This window comes from Cytobacillus massiliigabonensis, from assembly GCF_900199725.1.
GTDB lineage: Bacteria > Bacillota > Bacilli > Bacillales > Cytobacillaceae > Cytobacillus > Cytobacillus massiliigabonensis.
This window is the reverse complement of the sequence record NZ_LT904903.1, coordinates 1,016,699-1,034,352: the sequence shown is the minus strand read 5'-3', so window position 1 is coordinate 1,034,352 and position 17,654 is coordinate 1,016,699. Positions and strand designations below refer to the sequence as shown.

Here is a 17,654-nt window from a genome sequence, read left to right as displayed (position 1 = left end):
AAAGGCTGTTCTTTAACCTTTTTTTCGGATTGGCTTATAACCCGAGCCTCTATGCGCTGAAGCTAGACATCGCCTAATCATCCAGTTGCTATACGAATTTCAAATTTCTTAATAGTCCTTAAATTAATTAAAGGCAACAAAGTACGAATCCTTTTTCTATTTATTATAACGGTTTCAGTAGAAATTTAAAACAAAGAGCCATTGAAAATCCTCAATGGCTAGTAGAAAAAATATAATTAATTTTCAATTCCAACCTTTTATACTGAAACTTTCACCTCTTGATAAGAACGAATGACTTCCTCTGTCTGGGATTCAAAAACGCGATGAATTTCTCTTAACTCTTTTTTCATATTAGCAATTTCCGTTTGAAGACTTTCTAGTTCAGTCTCCTGCTGGAGCGATTTTAGCTCTTCTTCGATTTCTTCACAACGCTCAAGCTCACCTTGAAGATATAATAGTTTTTCCATTGTTTGCATTTGTTCAGTTACTAAAAGGTCAAAGCTTTTCATCATCCGAGTATCACCGTCCTGTTTGTTTTATCTGTATTATGTATTCTCTCACTAGGACATGATTCCTTTGACTACTTCTGTTGAGCAAAGGGAAGTTTTGTCGAAAGGAACATGTTTTTTCACATACTCATTATTGCCTTAATTGGTCAAACTAAACGAAAAAAGCTTTAACTTCCTCTCAAATGCAAAGAAAAAGCGTGAACTTGATTTAGACAAACGAAAAAGGCACCCTTCCGAATTGAAGAGCGCCTTTTTTGAATATTACTGACCTTGACGGCCTGAATTTTTCGCTTTACGAGCTTCTGCTTGTTGGTTTTGCTGTCTTACCTCTTGTGCATTTGTTTCGCTAGCAAATTCTGTTCCGAATTGACCAGCTCCTGCACCAGCACCAGCTGATTGAGCATTTTGCTGTCTTACTTCTTGAATGTTTGTTCCAGCTTGAGATTGATTTGGTTGTTTTGCCATTGTTATCACCTCCACGCCTATTAATTTGTCCAAGAGCAGAGGAAATATCCACATATTTTTTAAAAATAAATTTCAAACTGGCCATGCATATTCCAGCAAGTAATCGTTCTTCTATTTCTCTTGAATTACATAAAAACTGGATTGAAGTTAAGGCTGGTTCGGACTCCATTGTGCTGGAATCCGGCTTTCCTGTCCGAAGTTGACACTAGTTCGGACTCGATTGAGCTGAAATCCGGCTTTCCTGAAGTTGCCCCTCGTTCGGACTCGATTGAGCTAAAATCCGGCTTTCCTGTCTGAAGTTGACCCTCGTTCGGACTCGATTAAGCTGTAATCCGGCTTTCCTGTCTGAAGTTGGGCTTGGTTCGGACTCCATTGTGCTGGAATCCGGCTTTCCTGTCCGAAGTTGGGGCTCGGTCGGACTCGATTGTGTTGATATCCTGCTTTCCTGTCCGAAGTTGACCCTGGTTCGGACTCGATTGAGCTGGAATCCGGCTTTCCTGTCTGAAGTTGACCCTAGTTCGGACTCGATTAAGCTGAAATCCGGCTTTCCTGTCTGAAGTTGACCCTGGTTCGGACTCGATTGAGCTGGAATCCAGCTTTCCTGTCTGAAGTTGACCCTAGTTCGGACTCGATTAAGCTGAAATCCGGCTTTCTTGTCTGAAGTTGCCCCTTGTTCGGACTCGATTGAGCTGGAATCCAGCTTTCCTGTCTGAAGTTGCCCCTTGTTCAGACTCGATTGAGCTGGAATCCAGCTTTCCTGTCCGAAGTTGACCCTAGTTCAGACTCGATTAAGCTGAAGTCCGGCTTTCCTGTCTGAAGTTGACCCTAGTTCAGACTCGATTAAGCTGAAATCCGGCTTTCCTGTCCGAAGTTGGGGCTCGTTCGGACTCGATTGTGCTGAAATCCGGCTTTCCTGTCTGAAGTTGACGCTAGTTCGGACTCGATTGAGCTGAAATCCGGCTTTCCTGTCTGAAGTTGACCCTAGTTCGGACTCGATTAAGCTGAAATCCGGCTTTCCTGTCTGAAGTTGACCCTGGTTCGGACTCGATTGAGCTGGAATCCAGCTTTCCTGTCTGAAGTTGACCCTAGTTCGGACTCGATTAAGCTGAAATCCGGCTTTCTTGTCTGAAGTTGCCCCTTGTTCGGACTCGATTGAGCTGGAATCCAGCTTTCCTGTCTGAAGTTGCCCCTTGTTCAGACTCGATTGAGCTGGAATCCAGCTTTCCTGTCCGAAGTTGACCCTAGTTCAGACTCGATTAAGCTGAAGTCCGGCTTTCCTGTCTGAAGTTGACCCTAGTTCAGACTCGATTAAGCTGAAATCCGGCTTTCCTGTCCGAAGTTGGGGCTCGTTCGGACTCGATTGTGCTGAAATCCGGCTTTCCTGTCTGAAGTTGACGCTAGTTCGGACTCGATTGAGCTGAAATCCGGCTTTCCTGTCTGAAGTTGACCCTAGTTCGGACTCGATTAAGCTGAAATCCGGCTTTCCTGTCTGAAGTTGACCCTGGTTCGGACTCGATTGAGCTGGAATCCAGCTTTCCTGTCTGAAGTTGACCCTAGTTCGGACTCGATTAAGCTGAAATCCGGCTTTCTTGTCTGAAGTTGCCCCTTGTTCGGACTCGATTGAGCTGGAATCCAGCTTTCCTGTCTGAAGTTGCCCCTTGTTCAGACTCGATTGAGCTGGAATCCAGCTTTCCTGTCCGAAGTTGACCCTAGTTCAGACTCGATTAAGCTGAAGTCCGGCTTTCCTGTCTGAAGTTGACCCTAGTTCAGACTCGATTAAGCTGAAATCCGGCTTTCCTGTCCGAAGTTGGGGCTCGTTCGGACTCGATTGTGCTGAAATCCGGCTTTCCTGTCTGAAGTTGACGCTAGTTCGGACTCGATTGAGCTGAAATCCGGCTTTCCTGTCTGAAGTTGACCCTAGTTCGGACTCGATTAAGCTGAAATCCGGCTTTCCTGTCTGAAGTTGACCCTGGTTCGGACTCGATTGAGCTGGAATCCAGCTTTCCTGTCTGAAGTTGACCCTAGTTCGGACTCGATTAAGCTGAAATCCGGCTTTCTTGTCTGAAGTTGCCCCTTGTTCGGACTCGATTGAGCTGGAATCCAGCTTTCCTGTCTGAAGTTGCCCCTTGTTCAGACTCGATTGAGCTGGAATCCAGCTTTCCTGTCCGAAGTTGACCCTAGTTCAGACTCGATTAAGCTGAAGTCCGGCTTTCCTGTCTGAAGTTGACCCTAGTTCAGACTCGATTAAGCTGAAATCCGGCTTTCCTGTCCGAAGTTGGGGCTCGTTCGGACTCGATTGTGCTGAAATCCGGCTTTCCTGTCTGAAGTTGACCCTAGTTCGGACTCGATTAAGCTGAAATCCGGCTTTCCTGTCTGAAGTTGACCCTAGTTCGGACTCGATTAAGCTGAAATCCGGCTTTCCTGTCTGAAGTTGACCCTAGTTCGGACTCGATTAAGCTGAAATCCGGCTTTCTTGTCTGAAGTTGACCCTGGTTCGGACTCGATTGAGCTGGAATCCAGCTTTCCTGTCTGAAGTTGACCCTTGTTCGGACTCGATTGAGCTGGAATCCAGCTTTCCTGTCCGAAGTTGACCCTAGTTCAGACTCGATTGAGCTGAAATCCGGTTTTCTTGCCTGAAGTTGACCCTAGTGCTAAAGAATCCAACTTTATTTTCAGAAGCCCCCTCTAGCTCGAACTCGTTTGCCCTGGAAGCTTAAACAAGCAATGATATTCCCCCATCAACGATAATGGTTTGCCCGCGAATCATGCTTGATTCATCTGCAAGCAAGAACATGACTGCATTGACCATGTCATCAATTTCAACCATTCTTCCAGCAGGGGTTTTTTCTCTTGCCTCTGCCAGCAATTCTTCACGGTTAGGGAAATGCTTTAGGGCCTCTGTATCGACCGCTCCCCCAGAAACTGCATTGACCGTAATATTTTTTGGAGCTAATTCCACAGCTAAATATCTTGTTAACGCTTCTAACGCTGCTTTTGATACCCCAACAACTGTATAATTTTCTAGGTATCTGATTGAACCTAAAGAGCTGATGCTGACGATTTTTCCGCCATTATTTTTTTCCATGAGCTTGGCCGCTTCCTGTGCACAAAATAAAAGGGCTTTGCTGTTAATATTCATCGTCCAGTTCCAATGTGATTCTTCAAGCTCCATCACAGGCCGTTGTACTCCTGATGCAGCATTATTAACAAATACATCAAGTCTGCCGAACTCACGATCAATTTCCTCAAATAGGAACTTAATTTTTTCCACATCGCCTACATTTGCTTTTACTGGCAAAGCTTTTCTGCCGAGTGCTTCAATTTCTGCAGCTGTTTCTAACGCTGCAGTTTTGCTTCTCGCATAATTAATAACAATATCATATCCTTCTTTTGCCAGCCTCAATGCTGTTGCCTTTCCTATACCTCTGCTGCTGCCTGTTACTAATGCTACTTTTTGTGTCATTTAAAAATTCCTTTCTATTATAGCGATCTCAATATTTGCTCTTTCTTTTGCCTATTTTATCTTTTCCATGTATACCAAGCAATCCAGTTCACAACAATAAGAGTACTATGATTTTGAAAGGAAGTTGCTTATGTATAATGGACGGGATATGACTGAATTATCGATGATGTCAAAGATGGACTGGAAAAATGATGAGCTTGCTTTCTTTCATCACTCTTTCCAGCAAATTGTCCCCTATTTGAATGCAGAAGGTCAAGCGATTCAAAAAGAAATCGTTGAAGAGATCCAAAATCGGGGAGGATTAAAAAATCTTAAGAATGAATGAAAAGGGGTTAGACCCTTTTCATTCTGCTTCACTTTCAATAAACTTCTGAAATATTTTTTGATGGGATACTGAAAAAGAGAATTCTTTCAATTCCTCCGCAGTTACTAATCTTAAGTCCTCTGCTTCCTTTTCCATAAAATGAACTTGTCCCTTATATGCATTTATATTCCATGTTAAATGCGAAAACACATGCTCAATTTGGCCAATCATCTCTTCAATTTGAATGTCCGTATTGTATAATTCCTTAACTGCATCCTTTAACTGTTCTTTTTCATTGATATGGGGCAGAAGCACTTCTACATTTGGAAATTCCCAAAGGTTTGCCAACAGCCCTTCACTTGGTCTTTTATGAATTAGAAATTTCCCTTCGTTATTTGTCAGTACCGCAGCTGCAATTTGAACATGCCGATGTTTTTTCGTTCTCGTCTTAACAGGCAGTTCTTTTTCTGTGCCTTCATGAAAAGCATGGCAATGTTCCCGAACCGGACATAATAAACAGCTAGGTGATGTAGGTGTACAAATTAAGGCACCAAGCTCCATTAAGGCCTGATTAAAAAAGGAAGGATTGCTGTGAGAAATCAGCTTTCTTACTGCCTCTTCAAAAACCTTTCTCGAGGATGCTTTAGCAATATCCTCCCAAATGGATAAAATTCTTGAAAGTACCCGCATTACATTTCCATCAACAGCTGGTTCAGGAATGCCATATGCGATGCTTAAAATTGCTCCTGCTGTATATGGACCTACGCCTTTTAAAGAAGAGATTTCCCTAGGTTCATTTGGCACTTTTCCATCATATTTCTCGTGAACTTCTTTTACAGCCGATTGAAGGTTTCTGACCCTTGAATAATAGCCAAGTCCCTCCCATGCCTTCAAAACCTTCTCTTCATCTGCAGCAGAAAGGGCTTCAATCGTTGGAAATTGTTCAATAAAATTCAGGAAATAGGGTATAACAGTATCAACACGTGTTTGCTGAAGCATGATTTCAGATACCCATACTTTATAAGGATCCTTATCCTTTCTCCAAGGCAAATCTCTTTGTTCAGCTTCAAACCAGCCGATTAAGTCTTGCTGAAATCTTGCAATATCTATCTTGTTCAACTGGCTTATTTCTTTTTTTATCAAGATTTTGTTCCTCCATCTTACTTTGGATATCATTATGGTTTATTGGGAAAATAACTACAGTTCCTTTTTATCTTTCTTTAAAAATTACTCTTTTCTTCACTAGTGTTTCAAGAGCAATAAGGCTAAAATTATAAATAAGGTATTTAATAAATATTTTTCGGTCCCTTTTTGAACACCCTCTAAATGAAGGAGGTCATTCCCCTTGGACACAGGTACACACATTGTTATGGGACTTGCACTTGCAGGCATTGCAACGTTAGATCCAGTAGTTACAGAAAGTACAGCTGCAACAACTAGTGTCATGATTGGAACGATTATCGGTTCACAAATACCCGATATTGATACCGTTTTAAAATTGAAAAATAATGCAGTTTATATACGAAATCATCGTGGGATTACCCACTCCATACCAGCTGTTTTACTTTGGCCTATTGCCTTAACAGCGGTTATATATCCGTTTTTTCCTGAGACAAATTTACTCCATCTATGGATATGGACCTTTATAGCTGTTTTTCTGCATGTATTTGTCGATATCTTTAATGCATATGGAACGCAAGCGTTACGGCCTTTTTCTTCAAAGTGGGTCGCACTAGGTGTCATAAACACATTTGATCCGTATATTTTTGGGATTCATATTATCGGTCTGCTCATTTGGGCATTAGGCGCAAATCCAGGATATACATTTATTTCGATTTACGTCATTTTATTTATCTATTATATCCTACGTTTTGTTGCACAGCGTAAAGTAATGAAGGAAGTTAAAAAAATGATTCCTGATGCAACTGAAATTATCATTGCTCCAACAATGAAATATAAGCAGTGGCGTATTGCTGTGATGAATAAGCATCAATTTTTTGTCGGGCGAGCGATCGACAGCAGCGTGACTATTTTAGATCAATTTAATCGCGTTCCCGTACCGGAAACACCCGTATTAGAGGCGGCAAAAAAGGACAAAAATTTATCTGCCTTTTTATCTTTTTCACCAGTCTATCGCTGGGAAATTGATGAGTATGATGACTATTATGAAGTTCGTTTCATCGATCTTCGTTATCGCAGCAATGATTATTATCCCTTCGTTGCAGTCGTCCAATTAGACCATCAGCTAGAGATATTAACATCGTATACGGGATGGATTTTTAGTGAAGAAAAGCTCCGGAAAAAGCTAGAAATCATTCCAGGTTAAAGTGAGCAGGCTGTCTCATGTGAGACAGCCTGTTTTATTAATGCAGCTTGCTTTGATCCTCTGTAAGTAAATGCTTATACTTCGGATTATTAGCCACAAATTCATGGAGCTTGTCTCCATAATGCTCAATCCATTGACTAACTACCTTTTCAGTCATCTCGCTCCCTTTATACTCTCTGCCTGCTTTAGCATATGTTGCCTCGAAATCCTCCCATAAAAGCTCAACCCATGTTTGAGCTTGATTTGCTGAAAGCTGATCATTTAATTCAAGCAAGCGTTCGTATAATCTTTTCTGGTTATCATTCATTTCTTTCACCTCATTTCCAATAACAATCCATCATACCTTTTTAAAAACAGCAAATACTATATTTACGTGAGAGCATTTATGTTTTCACGGTTATGAATGAAGGTCCAGGAGGTGCGTATATGCGAAACAAAGCAAAGAACTTCCCAAACCAAAACAATAATAAACTTGAAGGCGAGCCCCGTGCAAAGGCTGAGTACAACTCACTTAGAGCAAATGGGACAATCAATACCCATCCGCAGGAAAGAATGCGGGCTTCAAACAATAGAGACAGTGATACGCCTGATTTTTAACCAAAGCTTAAAACGAGGAGGGCTTGATTAATGGGAAAACCAAAAAACTTCTTCCATACAAAATTCAATGCACCAAATTTTAGGCCAAAGCATGCACACTCGCAAATAAATGGAGAAACTCAGCTATCCCAAAACCTAGTTATATTAGAAGCACAAACGAGAAAAAGGTCATAACTTCAAAAGTGAGAAAGAGGATCAACATCCTCTTTCTTTACTTTTTCAACATTGAGATCGGGATCGCTTCTTCCGCTTTATCCCCATTTAGGCGGAAGCCCCACGCAAAGACACCGTTCATATAGTCGATTTTAAAATAGGAGCCTGGATCGCCTTCAATTTCATATAGCTCTCCTGGTTTATAATCATCTGGATTTAATAAATAGGATTTTGCCATAACTGCCTTTCTTTCCATCACAGCAAACTCATTAACCATCCCCATTTGTTCTGCTTTTCTTGCCTTTTCATTTAAACGTGCTATCTCCTGCTGCAGCTCATATTTTGACATTTCACTATATCTCTTTTCTGGCATGATCCTTCACCCTTCCCAACTTTTTCTTATCGGTGTAACATTAAAAGTGCAAAAATGCTCACTATATACTTGAAATGGACATATTAAGTATATTGAATTGTGAGCGCTTAGAAAAGCATTAAGTTATTTACATAAAGGAGAATACAAATGAAATCGATTATCATCACCGGCGCAGGATCTGGTTTAGGAAAAGAGCTGGCTATACGATATAGCAGACAGGGATATCATCTTCTGTTAATCGGAAGAACATTAAAAAAGTTGAAGGATGTTGAAGCACAAATCCAGGCTGAAAATAGGCAGGCTGACTCCTTTGCTGTAGATATTAGCAGCCCTTTAGAAATCCAGACATTCATGAGGAAAGCAGCAGAAGATTTCAGCATCTACGGTGTAATCAACAATGCTGGCATTGGTCATTTTGGTCCTTTTGAACAAATGCCTCATGCTGAAATAGAGGAAATGTTTCGCATAAATGTATTAGGAACCATCTATATATCACAGGCAGTCATGCCATACCTTGTAAAAAATAACGAAGGATTCGTAATGAATATTATTTCAACTGCTGGTCTTCGCGGAAAGAAAAATGAATCCGGATATGCTGCGAGTAAATTTGCTGTTCGAGGATTTACTGAAAGCTTACAGATTGAGTATTCGCAGACAGGTGTAAATATAAAAGCGGTCTACATGGGCGGAATGGACACACCATTTTGGGATCATAATAACTTTATTACAGACAAATCCAGGCTTCGATCTCCTGCTGAAATTGCAGATATCATTTTAGCGAATATCGAAAAGGATAAAATTATTATTGAATCGGATAAGTAGTTTTTCAAACATAAAATCACATGGCACAGCATGTGATTTTATGTTTCTTTATATTCAGATAAGACCTGTTCAATCAGTTCAAATGCAAAGCCTTTTCGGAATAGCGTTTGTTTCATTTTCTGTTCATATTCAAAGCCTTCTAGGCTGGCATATTTACGATGGGCTTTTTCTGCATGTTTGCGCAAGGCTGCCAATTCCTCATCCTCCGCTTTTTCCATGTCCAATTCAGATAGAGCAGTCTGAATGATGCTTAAAGAAAAACCCTTTCTGAAAAGCATTTGTTCTAGCTTCTGTTTCATGACTCTTGAGGAATCTCGTGTGTTTTTTTGGACAAACTTCTCGCAAAGCTTAATCGCTGTATCTAATTCTTGCTCAAATGGATATTCCTTCAGCGCACGTTCTAGGATATTTTCCGAAATCCCCTTCTCTTTTAATTCTCTGCGAATCAAGTCTGTCCCCTTATCAGTCGTATTCATCGCAGTTCGTACAAAAGCAATCGCAAATTCTTCATCATTTAAAAAACTGTACTCAAATAATTTATGAATCACCTCTTGAATGATGCTTTCATCGACTTCTTTATCCTTTAGCGCTTTTCGAACTTCAGCTTCAGACCGCATTCTTCTGGCTAAATATTGAATCGCTAAGTTGTAGGACTTCCTAATATCATCCTGATAGGCAATTTCTGAAAGCGAAAATTCATCCAGCTCCATCCCTTTTTTGAGCTGATGCTTAATTAACACATCCTCATCCACACTAAAAGCATATTTTTCGTCTAAAAAAATGTTATATCGATCCGTCTTTTTCTGCTGTACTGTAATTCTTGTTATCGTAGGCATTTTCCTCACCTCCCCATTAATGTATCACATTTGTAAAAGGGTTTCTGGCTTAATCTATCGAAAATATATAAACAAATAAATCGAAAACTTCAAGGAGGAATAGAAATGAAAATAGCAGTGACCGGTGGCACAGGTTTTGTCGGTCGTGCGTTAACGAAGAAATTTGTTCAGAATGGACATGACGTATATATTTTAACAAGAAAAATGGATGCAAAGGAGAATAAAAAACAGATAACATATGTTCAGTGGTTAAATGATGGAGACCGGCCATGGGAAATCTTAGAAGGTGTGGATATCTTCATAAATCTTGCAGGCGAATCAATTAATAGCGGCAGATGGTCAGAAAATCGGAAGAAAAAAATTTTAGAAAGCAGGATTTCAGCGGCAAATGAAGCTGTAAAAATATTAAGCAGGCTTCAAAAAAAGCCTGATGTCCTCATACAGGCGAGTGCGGTCGGCATTTACGGCATATCAGATTCGGAAACCTTCACAGAAGACTCTAGTGGGGCAGGCACTGATTTTCTTGCACGAACGGTTCAGCAATGGGAAGCAGCTGCCAGTAAAGCCGAGGATTTAAACATTCGAACAGTTTATTGCCGATTTGGCATTATTCTTGATGATAAAGATGGAGCCTTGCCGCGAATGGCCATGCCATATAAAGCCTTTGCTGGAGGCACTGTAGGATCAGGAAAGCAATGGGTTTCATGGATCCATCTTAAGGATGTCGTAGATGGCATACTGTTTGCCGCTGTAAATAGACAATTGAAAGGGCCTATTAACTTCACTGCGCCAAATCCAGTACGGATGAAAGAATTTGGTCAGACGCTCGGAAAGGTTTTACATCGTCCTCATTGGATGCCAGCACCACAATTTGCCATAAAAATGGCACTTGGAGAAATGAGTATTCTCGTACTTGAAGGACAAAAAGTTCGGCCACAAAAGCTTTTAGCACATGGATACCCATTTTTATTCGAAGACTTACCCATTGCATTAGAGGATATTTATTAATATTTAAAGTATCATTCTTATTTAGAAAGGGAAAAATAAGGAAGATGTGACAAAAACCTTATTTGGAAAGGATGATCGCAGTGGATAAAAAAACAAAGGATAAAAAGAAACGAACATTATCAAGCATGCAAGAGGTTAATTACGCACGTGAATTTCAGCGGGCTGATCGTGCAGGCGGGTATGTTGACAGAAATACAAAACATTAATTTCCAATCATAGAGTCATTTTTTACGGAAAAAATAAAAGTACGGAATTGTTGAGCATTCCGTACTTTTATTTTTGAAGGGAGTTTTTACAATGGGCCGTTCACGCGGACAAAGATCTCGGGATAAAAACAAAGCATCGCTTCCACAAGTTCCACAAAATATGAAATCTGATGGTATTGATGAAGAGTATTCAGCTGAGCTAGCTGATCAAGCGGATTTAGAAGCACAAGCTCGTGCCAACGCTGCCAATCAAAGAGTTAAAGGAAAGCAAAGAAGAAGTTAAGTACAATAAAAAAGAAGCAAGTTCCCTTTACGAGGAGCTTGCTTCTTTATATATTAGTGATTTTGTGCTGCATTATCTGCTTCATTTCCACGCTTTCCAATAAGGTTTTTCACATATGGGATGGCAAAGCGGTCAACACCCCAGAAGTATGCTCCGCTGCCTGTAAATAGTAGGATAATTGCTGCTGTATAAAGGATCGGATTAGTGCTGACAGTTCCTGCTAATAAGAAGTTAAGATTCATAAATGCCCCTGCAATTAATGCTGGAATAGTTGCTGCGCCAAGGATTAGCCCAATTCCTACTAGAACTTCGCCGTATGCAACTAATGTGCTAAATAGATCAGCATTCGGCAGTGCGAAGTTTTCTAGAAATCCGGCATACCACCCTTGCACTGCGGGATTTTCACCAGCTGCTTTTGCAATGGCGCCTTGCATAAATCCACTGGCATCAAAGCCATCAACTACCTTATGCCATCCACCTTGAATCCATTGTATACCTAGCCAAATTCGTAAAATTGTCCACGCTACCGCTGCTTGAGGAGTTTTCCACCATTTCATAGTAATCATCTCCAATAAATTTATTATATTGTGATGTTATTCACAATGCGATTTAAAAATTTTTACCCAACTTTGGGTTCAAGCCGGCCAGCTTCTTGTAGAAAGCACTTGAATCTTTGTGAATCTTTTCACTTTCTTTCTACACTTTTAATATACGCTATTCTTACTTAATTGACAATCTACTTCACCAATTCTTCACAAAACTTCATATGAATTTGTATAACTTGTGAACTGGCGTTTATCCACATTTCGATAACAGTCTAATTTACCCTGTTTTCACTGATAATAAGTTTGCAGATAAAGCCCTATAAGCCTTCATTAATTTTCAGAATACTTATTTTCAGCTTTATGGTACATTTAAACTAATACATGTCCAAATGAATCAAGGAGGAAGCTTATGAGCACAATTAGCCTATTAAAAAAATCGGCACAAATCGTTCTTGAGAAAAGGAATTTAACAAATGTAACAGCAAGGGTCGCACTCGTATTAGATATTTCAGGATCCATGCGCCGCCTATATAAAAACGGAACCGTTCAGAAGGTAGTTGAAAGGATTCTTGCTGTCGCCAGCCAATTTGATGATGATGGATCATTGGATATATGGGTATATGATAATGAGTTTTCCAGATTAAAGCCGGTTACTGAAATCGACTTTGAAGGGTATGTTGATCAGTATATTTTAAACAACTCGTTAATTCATAAGTTTGGCAGAAATGATGAGCCGCCTGTTATGGAGGATGTCATTCAAAAATATACGGTGGAGGATCCCAGTTCAGATCCTGCTTTTATCGTATTTATTAATGATGGGGGCTGCAAACCTGCAATTAAAAAGCCGGTCGTTTCTTCCTCTGATAAACCGCTCTTCTGGCAGTTTGTTGGCATTGGGGATTCTAATTTTGATGTCCTTAAAAAGCTCGATGAAATGGAAGGCCGCTTTATTGATAATGCAAATTTCTTCCATATACAGGATATTGAAACCATTTCTGATGAAGAGTTATACAATCTGCTTTTGAATGAGTTTCCAGAATGGCTGAAAGAAGCGAAAGCAAAAAGAGTGATTTAATAAAACTAACGAAAAAACCTGTGAAATTGAGCAGCATCACAGGTTTTTCTCTTTTCATCAGGATGTTCTTTTATTTTTGCAAGTTCTGCAAGTAATTTTGCATTTATACTATTTTTTTTGCAACTTTTCATTTATTTTTGCAAGTTCCGCAGGTAATTTTGCATTTGCACCGTTTATTTGCAACTTTTCATTTATTTTTGCAAATTCCTCAGGTAATTTTGCATTTGCTCCGTTTATTTGCACCTTTTCATTTATTTTTGCAAGTTCTGCAGGTAATTTTGTATTTGCACTGTTTTTTTTGCAACTTTCCACTTATTTTTGCAACTTCTGCAGGTAATCTAGCAATTAAATCAGTTAATCGAGTATTTCAGAGAAATTAGGTTCCTGAAGCAGATGCTTTCCCATGTAAATGATAGTAAAACCCTTTTTTCTTCAGCAATGTATCATGATTGCCTTCTTCAATAATTCTTCCTTCATCAAGGACAAATATCCGATCTGCATTTTGGATCGTATTTAACCGATGGGCGATCACAAAGCTTGTTCTCCCCTTCATTAATTTCTGCAGAGCAGCCTGTATCTTTAATTCTGTAACCGTATCAATGCTGCTCGTTGCCTCATCTAAAATTAAGATCGACGGATTGGCGAGAAAAGCTCTTGCGATAGATAACAGCTGCTTTTGTCCTTGGCTGATGCCGCTTCCTTCCTGATTCAAAACGGTATCGTAGCCATCAGGAAGCCTGACAATAAAGGAATGGGCATTTGCAAGCTTAGCTGCTTCCACCACTTCATCATCGCTTGCCGCAAGTCTTCCATAGCGGATATTCTCGCGGACCGTTCCCTGAAACATGAACGAATCCTGCAGCACGAAGCCCATATGCTGGCGCAAGCTTTCCTTTTTCACTTTTGCAAGATCATATCCATCAATAAAAATACTCCCGGAATCCACATCATAAAAGCGTGACAGTAAGTTAATCATCGTTGTTTTCCCTGCACCAGTAGGTCCGACGAATGCGGCGGTCTCACCAGGATATACATGGAGGTCAATATTCTTAACAGTTTTGCTCTCCTCCTCATAGGAAAAGGTCACATTCTTAAATTCTACTTCTCCTTTTACTCGCGGAAGCTCCGGAAGCAAGCTTTCATTTTTAAATTCTTCCTCTTCATCTAAGATCTCAAATACCCTTTCAGCACCTGCAACAGCAGATAGGAGTGTATTAAATTGATTGGCAAGATCATTTAATGGACGGGTAAATTGACGGGAATATTCAACAAAGATCACGATCACACCGATGGAAATCATCCCATTTAAAGCGAGGATGCCTCCAATCCCGGCAATAATTGCAAAGCTCAAATTGTTCAAGACATTCATTAGCTTTGGAATAAAGCCAGAATAGGTTTGGGCCCAAAAGCCGGCAGCTTTTAGCCTTTCACCCTTTTCTAAAAATTCAGCGACAACTTTCTTCTCTTGCGAAAACGTCTTAATAATTCGCTGCCCTGAAATCGTTTCTTCAATAAAGCCATTCAATTCACCAAGATTTCGCTGCTGTTCTTTAAATAATGGGCCAGTCCGTTTGGTGATCCACTTCATGCCGAAAAACATGAAAGGAACGATAATCAAAGTTAATAAGGTCAGCAATGGACTAAGCCAAAGCATGACTGCCACTGTCCCAATAAGGGTAAGTATGCTTGAAAATATTTGAATGACAGAGCTGTTTAGTGTGGAGCTGACATTTTCAATATCATTTGTGATCCTGCTCATTAATTCGCCATGCTGGCGCTTATCGAAGAAGGGAATTGGCAGCTTATGCAAATGCTGAAATAGCCTCATCCTCATCGTATAGACTGTATCTTGCGCAATTCCAATCATCCAGTAGTTTTGGAACCAGATCGTTAAGGAATAGAATACATAAATCACTCCGAGGCTGCCTAACAGAGCTATGAATCCCTCCATCTTTCTTGTAACAATATAATTGTCTATCGCCACTCCTACTAAATACGGACCAAGCAATCCTAAAGCAGAGCTAAGAAATACCATGAGTAAGACAAGAAATAACAGTCCTTTATTCGAAGAGAGAAAATACCAGATTCTTTTTAAAGTGCCAAAGTAATTCTTTGATTTTTGTTTTTCACTTTGTGTTTCCTCGATATTCAATTGAATCATTTTCTTATATTGAAAAGGTTTGATCATCTGTTTAAGCATAGTTTCTGCTCTCCTCTCTCGATTGGGAGCTGAAAATTTCATTATATAGCTTCGAGGTTTCTAACAAAGACTCATGTGTCCCTTTCGCTAATAATTTTCCATTCTCTAGAAGAAGAATCTGATCCGCTTCTAATGCCGTGCTAATTTTCTGCGTGATGATTAAGGTTGTGCATGTATATGCTTTTAATGCCTGAAGCAATTTTGCCTCTGTTCTCCTATCTAACGCACTCGTGCTATCATCCAGAAGAAGTATTTTTGGCTGTCTAATTAAAGCCCTTGCGATAGAAAGCCGCTGTTTCTGTCCGCCAGAAAGATTCACCCCTTTTTGTCCTAGCTTTGTTTCAAATTGAGTTGGCAATTTCTTAATCGTTTCATAAATTTGCGCATCTTTTGCCGCTTCAATCATTTCCTCCATGGAAGCATCCTCTTTGCCCCACCTAAGATTTTCTTTTACACTCCCGGAAAATAACAAAGCTTCTTGGGGGACAAAGCCGATTTGCTTTCGCAAACTCTCCATCCTCATCTCGCGGACATCCATGCCATCAATGAATACTTGCCCGCTGCTCACATCATATAGCCGAGGGATCAGCTGAAAAAGCGAGGTTTTCCCAGAGCCTGTCGCACCAAGAATAGCAACCGTCTGCCCTGGCTGAATGGTAAAGCTCACTTGATCAATCGCAGCCGTTTCAGTTCCAGGATATTGAAACATGACATTCTTAAATTCAATTTTCCCTTCCTTCAAAGCAATGGCTGAATCGGCACCATCTCGATCTAGAAGATCAATCGGCGTTTCCATTACCTCCACAATTCGATTGGAAGAAGCCCGTGCGCGTGAAAAAGCCATAATGATAAAAGAAAAGATGGAGAAGGCCGCTGTAATCCTAGTAGCATAGTTAACAATTGCTACAACTTCTCCTACCTTTACTTCACCTGTATTCAGCTGCAAATTCCCAAACCAAAGAACGCCAATAATGCTTACATTCATAATAAATAACAATACTGGCATCGTTACTTCCATGATTCTTAATGCTCTAGCCGTCCGATCCTTTAAATCCTTGTTCGCCGCAGCAAAACGGCTAACCTCATATTTTCGCCTGATAAAAGCTTTTATGAGACGAATGCCAGTCAGCGTTTCTCTCATGACGCCGTTCACCGAGTCTAATTTTTCCTGCACATTCTTAAATAAAGCTCCCCCTTTATTCATCACCCAAATAAGAAAAATAAACAAAAAGGGAATGACCGCTGATAAAATCAATGCAAGCTTTACATTTACGATGAATGCCATCATTAACCCGCCAATGATTAGCAAAGGTGCACGAAGCATGATCCTTAAGCTCATAAATACTGTGTTTTGAATTTGTGTAATATCATTCGTCATCCTTGTAATTAAAGATGATGCAGGGAATTGATTGAAATTCGCAAATGAAAAAGATTGAACTTTTTCAAATAAAGCCTTCCTTACATCGAATCCAAAGTTTTGACTTACATGTGCTGCATAAAAGGAGTTAATCACTCCAGCTGCAAATGAGATAAATGAAAACGCGACCATAATACCGCCCCATTTTATTACTGCGGACAAATTGTTCACTAGAATGCCATCGTCAATAATCTTTGCCATAAAAAATGGCTGAACAAGCTCTACCCCAAGCTCTGTCAGCATTAATATAAGTGCAATGACTACTGCAATCCTGTATGGCTTTAAATAGGTTATGACCTTTAACATTTGTTATCCCCCAAGCTGTTTTTCCTTCGAATCCCTAAATAAATGATTAGTATTATCATATCTCCTTTTACGGAATTTTTAAATAATTTATTTTGAAAAACAGATGAAAATAAAGGAATAGCTTGTTTCAATAGCCTTTTAAACTAGTTAATTCATATTATTTAAACTTCCTTGAATAAATAAACTCCGTAATTGGAAGTGTAACAAATGTAAGACCCACTACAATTAGCAAAGGATAGTTCTCAATATCATTTAATTTAGATACACCTTCTGAAATAAACAGAATGATAGCAGCCAAAATCATTAACACAAAATACCCGATCTTTGCACTTTGGGTTTCAATATGCTTGTCTAATTCGTCTTTCTCCCCGCCGCCGTCATGGCTGCCCCAATTAAGCCAATTAAAAAAATACGATAATGCAAGAAAACTGAAAAATATAGAACCTCCATCTATCGTTCCAAAGCGCACCCATTTGTAGAATGTGAAGCCTGTAAGCATACAAAAAACAGCAAAAGCTAAAACTGCTATGACTTTTCTTGAATTATCCATTCTTTTTTCCTCCATTCTCTGAATACATAAATAAATCCTCTATCATTACTTGTAAATTCCTTGCAAGTTCAAATGCTAACTGTAAACTCGGGTCATACTTATTGTTCTCAATCGCATTAATGGTTTGCCGGCTTACATTACATAATTCGGCTAATTTCCCTTGTGAAAGATTGTTTTTTTCTCTGTACTCCTTAATTCTATTATCCATTCATTTGC

22 protein-coding genes are annotated in these 17,654 nt (G+C 39.8%); 9 read left to right on the top strand and 13 right to left on the bottom strand.

Annotated elements, in window-relative coordinates:
* Positions 1-257: 257 nt before the first annotated feature.
* The 3 genes from C1726_RS11050 to fabL form a co-directional block, all read right to left on the bottom strand.
* Positions 258-509: a YgaB family protein gene (locus tag C1726_RS11050; protein ID WP_102273280.1), complete on the bottom strand. Its 252-nt coding sequence runs from the start codon at positions 507-509 to the stop codon at positions 258-260.
* A gap of 261 nt (positions 510-770) precedes the next feature.
* Positions 771-974 carry a gamma-type small acid-soluble spore protein gene (locus tag C1726_RS11045; protein WP_102273188.1) on the bottom strand — a complete coding sequence of 68 codons (204 nt, stop codon included), beginning with the start codon at positions 972-974 and terminating at the stop codon, positions 771-773.
* Positions 975-3,687: 2,713 nt separating this feature from the next.
* On the bottom strand, positions 3,688-4,437 hold the full coding sequence (fabL, locus tag C1726_RS11035; RefSeq protein WP_102273186.1) for an enoyl-[acyl-carrier-protein] reductase FabL: 750 nt from the start codon (positions 4,435-4,437) through the stop codon (positions 3,688-3,690).
* Positions 4,438-4,567: 130 nt separating this feature from the next.
* Between fabL and C1726_RS11030 the strand changes: the two genes are divergently transcribed.
* A complete protein-coding gene (locus C1726_RS11030; RefSeq protein WP_102273185.1) occupies positions 4,568-4,762 on the top strand; it encodes a hypothetical protein in 195 nt (64 codons plus the stop codon).
* A gap of 18 nt (positions 4,763-4,780) precedes the next feature.
* Here C1726_RS11030 and mutY read toward each other — a convergent pair whose 3' ends face one another.
* Positions 4,781-5,884: an A/G-specific adenine glycosylase gene (gene mutY, locus C1726_RS11025; RefSeq protein WP_407642020.1), complete on the bottom strand. Its 1,104-nt coding sequence runs from the start codon at positions 5,882-5,884 to the stop codon at positions 4,781-4,783.
* A 202-nt stretch (positions 5,885-6,086) separates the two neighbouring features.
* Here mutY and C1726_RS11020 point away from each other — a divergent pair, with 202 nt between their 5' ends.
* A complete protein-coding gene (locus tag C1726_RS11020) occupies positions 6,087-7,067 on the top strand; it encodes a metal-dependent hydrolase (RefSeq protein WP_102273183.1) in 981 nt (326 codons plus the stop codon).
* Positions 7,068-7,104: 37 nt separating this feature from the next.
* Here C1726_RS11020 and C1726_RS11015 read toward each other — a convergent pair whose 3' ends face one another.
* A complete protein-coding gene (locus C1726_RS11015) occupies positions 7,105-7,374 on the bottom strand; it encodes a YfhJ family protein (protein ID WP_102273182.1) in 270 nt (89 codons plus the stop codon).
* A gap of 119 nt (positions 7,375-7,493) precedes the next feature.
* On the opposite strand from C1726_RS11015, the gene C1726_RS11010 reads away from it, so the two are divergent.
* A complete protein-coding gene (locus C1726_RS11010) occupies positions 7,494-7,664 on the top strand; it encodes a small, acid-soluble spore protein K (protein WP_102273181.1) in 171 nt (56 codons plus the stop codon).
* Between the two features lie 30 nt (positions 7,665-7,694).
* The gene (locus tag C1726_RS11005) at positions 7,695-7,838 is read left to right on the top strand and encodes a YpzG family protein (RefSeq protein ID WP_075209089.1); all 144 of its coding nucleotides are present in this window, start codon (positions 7,695-7,697) and stop codon (positions 7,836-7,838) included.
* A 37-nt stretch (positions 7,839-7,875) separates the two neighbouring features.
* Here C1726_RS11005 and C1726_RS11000 read toward each other — a convergent pair whose 3' ends face one another.
* Positions 7,876-8,190, bottom strand: a complete 315-nt coding sequence (locus C1726_RS11000) for a YfhH family protein (protein ID WP_102273180.1) — start codon at positions 8,188-8,190, stop codon at positions 7,876-7,878.
* A 147-nt stretch (positions 8,191-8,337) separates the two neighbouring features.
* Here C1726_RS11000 and C1726_RS10995 point away from each other — a divergent pair, with 147 nt between their 5' ends.
* Complete coding sequence (locus C1726_RS10995) at positions 8,338-9,012, top strand: SDR family NAD(P)-dependent oxidoreductase (RefSeq protein WP_102273179.1); 675 nt, start codon at positions 8,338-8,340, stop codon at positions 9,010-9,012.
* Positions 9,013-9,050: 38 nt separating this feature from the next.
* Here the strand turns inward: C1726_RS10995 and recX are convergent, their stop codons facing one another.
* Positions 9,051-9,848: a recombination regulator RecX gene (gene recX / locus C1726_RS10990; protein WP_102273178.1), complete on the bottom strand. Its 798-nt coding sequence runs from the start codon at positions 9,846-9,848 to the stop codon at positions 9,051-9,053.
* Positions 9,849-9,953: 105 nt separating this feature from the next.
* On the opposite strand from recX, the gene C1726_RS10985 reads away from it, so the two are divergent.
* The 3 genes from C1726_RS10985 (at position 9,954) to C1726_RS10975 (ending at position 11,345) form a co-directional block, all read left to right on the top strand.
* Positions 9,954-10,856 (top strand): TIGR01777 family oxidoreductase, encoded by a 903-nt coding sequence (locus C1726_RS10985; protein WP_102273177.1) that lies wholly within the window; start codon positions 9,954-9,956, stop codon positions 10,854-10,856.
* A gap of 80 nt (positions 10,857-10,936) precedes the next feature.
* Positions 10,937-11,062, top strand: a complete 126-nt coding sequence (locus C1726_RS10980; RefSeq protein WP_407642019.1) for a YfhE family protein — start codon at positions 10,937-10,939, stop codon at positions 11,060-11,062.
* Positions 11,063-11,153: 91 nt separating this feature from the next.
* The gene (locus C1726_RS10975; RefSeq protein WP_102273176.1) at positions 11,154-11,345 is read left to right on the top strand and encodes a YfhD family protein; all 192 of its coding nucleotides are present in this window, start codon (positions 11,154-11,156) and stop codon (positions 11,343-11,345) included.
* Positions 11,346-11,398: 53 nt separating this feature from the next.
* Here C1726_RS10975 and C1726_RS10970 read toward each other — a convergent pair whose 3' ends face one another.
* On the bottom strand, positions 11,399-11,902 hold the full coding sequence (locus C1726_RS10970) for a DoxX family protein (RefSeq protein ID WP_102273175.1): 504 nt from the start codon (positions 11,900-11,902) through the stop codon (positions 11,399-11,401).
* 397 nt (positions 11,903-12,299) lie between these two features.
* On the opposite strand from C1726_RS10970, the gene C1726_RS10965 reads away from it, so the two are divergent.
* Positions 12,300-12,965: a vWA domain-containing protein gene (locus C1726_RS10965; protein ID WP_102273174.1), complete on the top strand. Its 666-nt coding sequence runs from the start codon at positions 12,300-12,302 to the stop codon at positions 12,963-12,965.
* A gap of 108 nt (positions 12,966-13,073) precedes the next feature.
* Here the strand turns inward: C1726_RS10965 and C1726_RS10960 are convergent, their stop codons facing one another.
* The 5 genes from C1726_RS10960 to C1726_RS10940 form a co-directional block, all read right to left on the bottom strand.
* On the bottom strand, positions 13,074-13,277 hold the full coding sequence (locus C1726_RS10960; RefSeq protein WP_102273173.1) for a hypothetical protein: 204 nt from the start codon (positions 13,275-13,277) through the stop codon (positions 13,074-13,076).
* A 64-nt stretch (positions 13,278-13,341) separates the two neighbouring features.
* The gene (locus C1726_RS10955) at positions 13,342-15,165 is read right to left on the bottom strand and encodes an ABC transporter ATP-binding protein (RefSeq protein WP_102273172.1); all 1,824 of its coding nucleotides are present in this window, start codon (positions 15,163-15,165) and stop codon (positions 13,342-13,344) included.
* Entirely contained in the window at positions 15,158-16,888 is a 1,731-nt protein-coding gene (locus C1726_RS10950; RefSeq protein WP_102273171.1) for an ABC transporter ATP-binding protein, read from the bottom strand. The genes C1726_RS10955 and C1726_RS10950 overlap by 8 nt, the downstream gene beginning before the upstream one ends.
* 157 nt (positions 16,889-17,045) lie before the next feature.
* Positions 17,046-17,438: a hypothetical protein gene (locus C1726_RS10945; RefSeq protein WP_102273170.1), complete on the bottom strand. Its 393-nt coding sequence runs from the start codon at positions 17,436-17,438 to the stop codon at positions 17,046-17,048.
* Positions 17,431-17,646, bottom strand: coding sequence for a helix-turn-helix transcriptional regulator (locus tag C1726_RS10940; RefSeq protein WP_102273169.1), 216 nt, complete (start codon positions 17,644-17,646; stop codon positions 17,431-17,433). The genes C1726_RS10945 and C1726_RS10940 overlap by 8 nt, the downstream gene beginning before the upstream one ends.
* Positions 17,647-17,654: the final 8 nt, after the last annotated feature.

Excerpts from the sequence above, each read along its gene's own strand:
- C1726_RS11010 (WP_102273181.1), top strand. The coding sequence starts at position 7,494 with ATGCGAAACAAAGCAAAGAACTTCCCAAACCAAAACAATAATAAACTT.
- C1726_RS11015 (WP_102273182.1), bottom strand. The coding sequence starts at position 7,374 with ATGAATGATAACCAGAAAAGATTATACGAACGCTTGCTTGAATTAAAT.
- C1726_RS11000 (WP_102273180.1), bottom strand. The coding sequence starts at position 8,190 with ATGCCAGAAAAGAGATATAGTGAAATGTCAAAATATGAGCTGCAGCAG.
- C1726_RS10975 (WP_102273176.1), top strand. The coding sequence starts at position 11,154 with ATGGGCCGTTCACGCGGACAAAGATCTCGGGATAAAAACAAAGCATCG.
- fabL (WP_102273186.1), bottom strand. The coding sequence starts at position 4,437 with ATGACACAAAAAGTAGCATTAGTAACAGGCAGCAGCAGAGGTATAGGA.
- C1726_RS11050 (WP_102273280.1), bottom strand. The coding sequence starts at position 509 with ATGAAAAGCTTTGACCTTTTAGTAACTGAACAAATGCAAACAATGGAA.
- C1726_RS10970 (WP_102273175.1), bottom strand. The coding sequence starts at position 11,902 with ATGAAATGGTGGAAAACTCCTCAAGCAGCGGTAGCGTGGACAATTTTA.
- C1726_RS10955 (WP_102273172.1), bottom strand. The coding sequence starts at position 15,165 with ATGCTTAAACAGATGATCAAACCTTTTCAATATAAGAAAATGATTCAA.
- C1726_RS10995 (WP_102273179.1), top strand. The coding sequence starts at position 8,338 with ATGAAATCGATTATCATCACCGGCGCAGGATCTGGTTTAGGAAAAGAG.
- recX (WP_102273178.1), bottom strand. The coding sequence starts at position 9,848 with ATGCCTACGATAACAAGAATTACAGTACAGCAGAAAAAGACGGATCGA.
- C1726_RS11005 (WP_075209089.1), top strand. The coding sequence starts at position 7,695 with ATGGGAAAACCAAAAAACTTCTTCCATACAAAATTCAATGCACCAAAT.
- C1726_RS10940 (WP_102273169.1), bottom strand. The coding sequence starts at position 17,646 with ATGGATAATAGAATTAAGGAGTACAGAGAAAAAAACAATCTTTCACAA.
- C1726_RS11045 (WP_102273188.1), bottom strand. The coding sequence starts at position 974 with ATGGCAAAACAACCAAATCAATCTCAAGCTGGAACAAACATTCAAGAA.
- C1726_RS10965 (WP_102273174.1), top strand. The coding sequence starts at position 12,300 with ATGAGCACAATTAGCCTATTAAAAAAATCGGCACAAATCGTTCTTGAG.
- C1726_RS10985 (WP_102273177.1), top strand. The coding sequence starts at position 9,954 with ATGAAAATAGCAGTGACCGGTGGCACAGGTTTTGTCGGTCGTGCGTTA.
- C1726_RS10945 (WP_102273170.1), bottom strand. The coding sequence starts at position 17,438 with ATGGATAATTCAAGAAAAGTCATAGCAGTTTTAGCTTTTGCTGTTTTT.
- C1726_RS11030 (WP_102273185.1), top strand. The coding sequence starts at position 4,568 with ATGTATAATGGACGGGATATGACTGAATTATCGATGATGTCAAAGATG.
- C1726_RS10950 (WP_102273171.1), bottom strand. The coding sequence starts at position 16,888 with ATGTTAAAGGTCATAACCTATTTAAAGCCATACAGGATTGCAGTAGTC.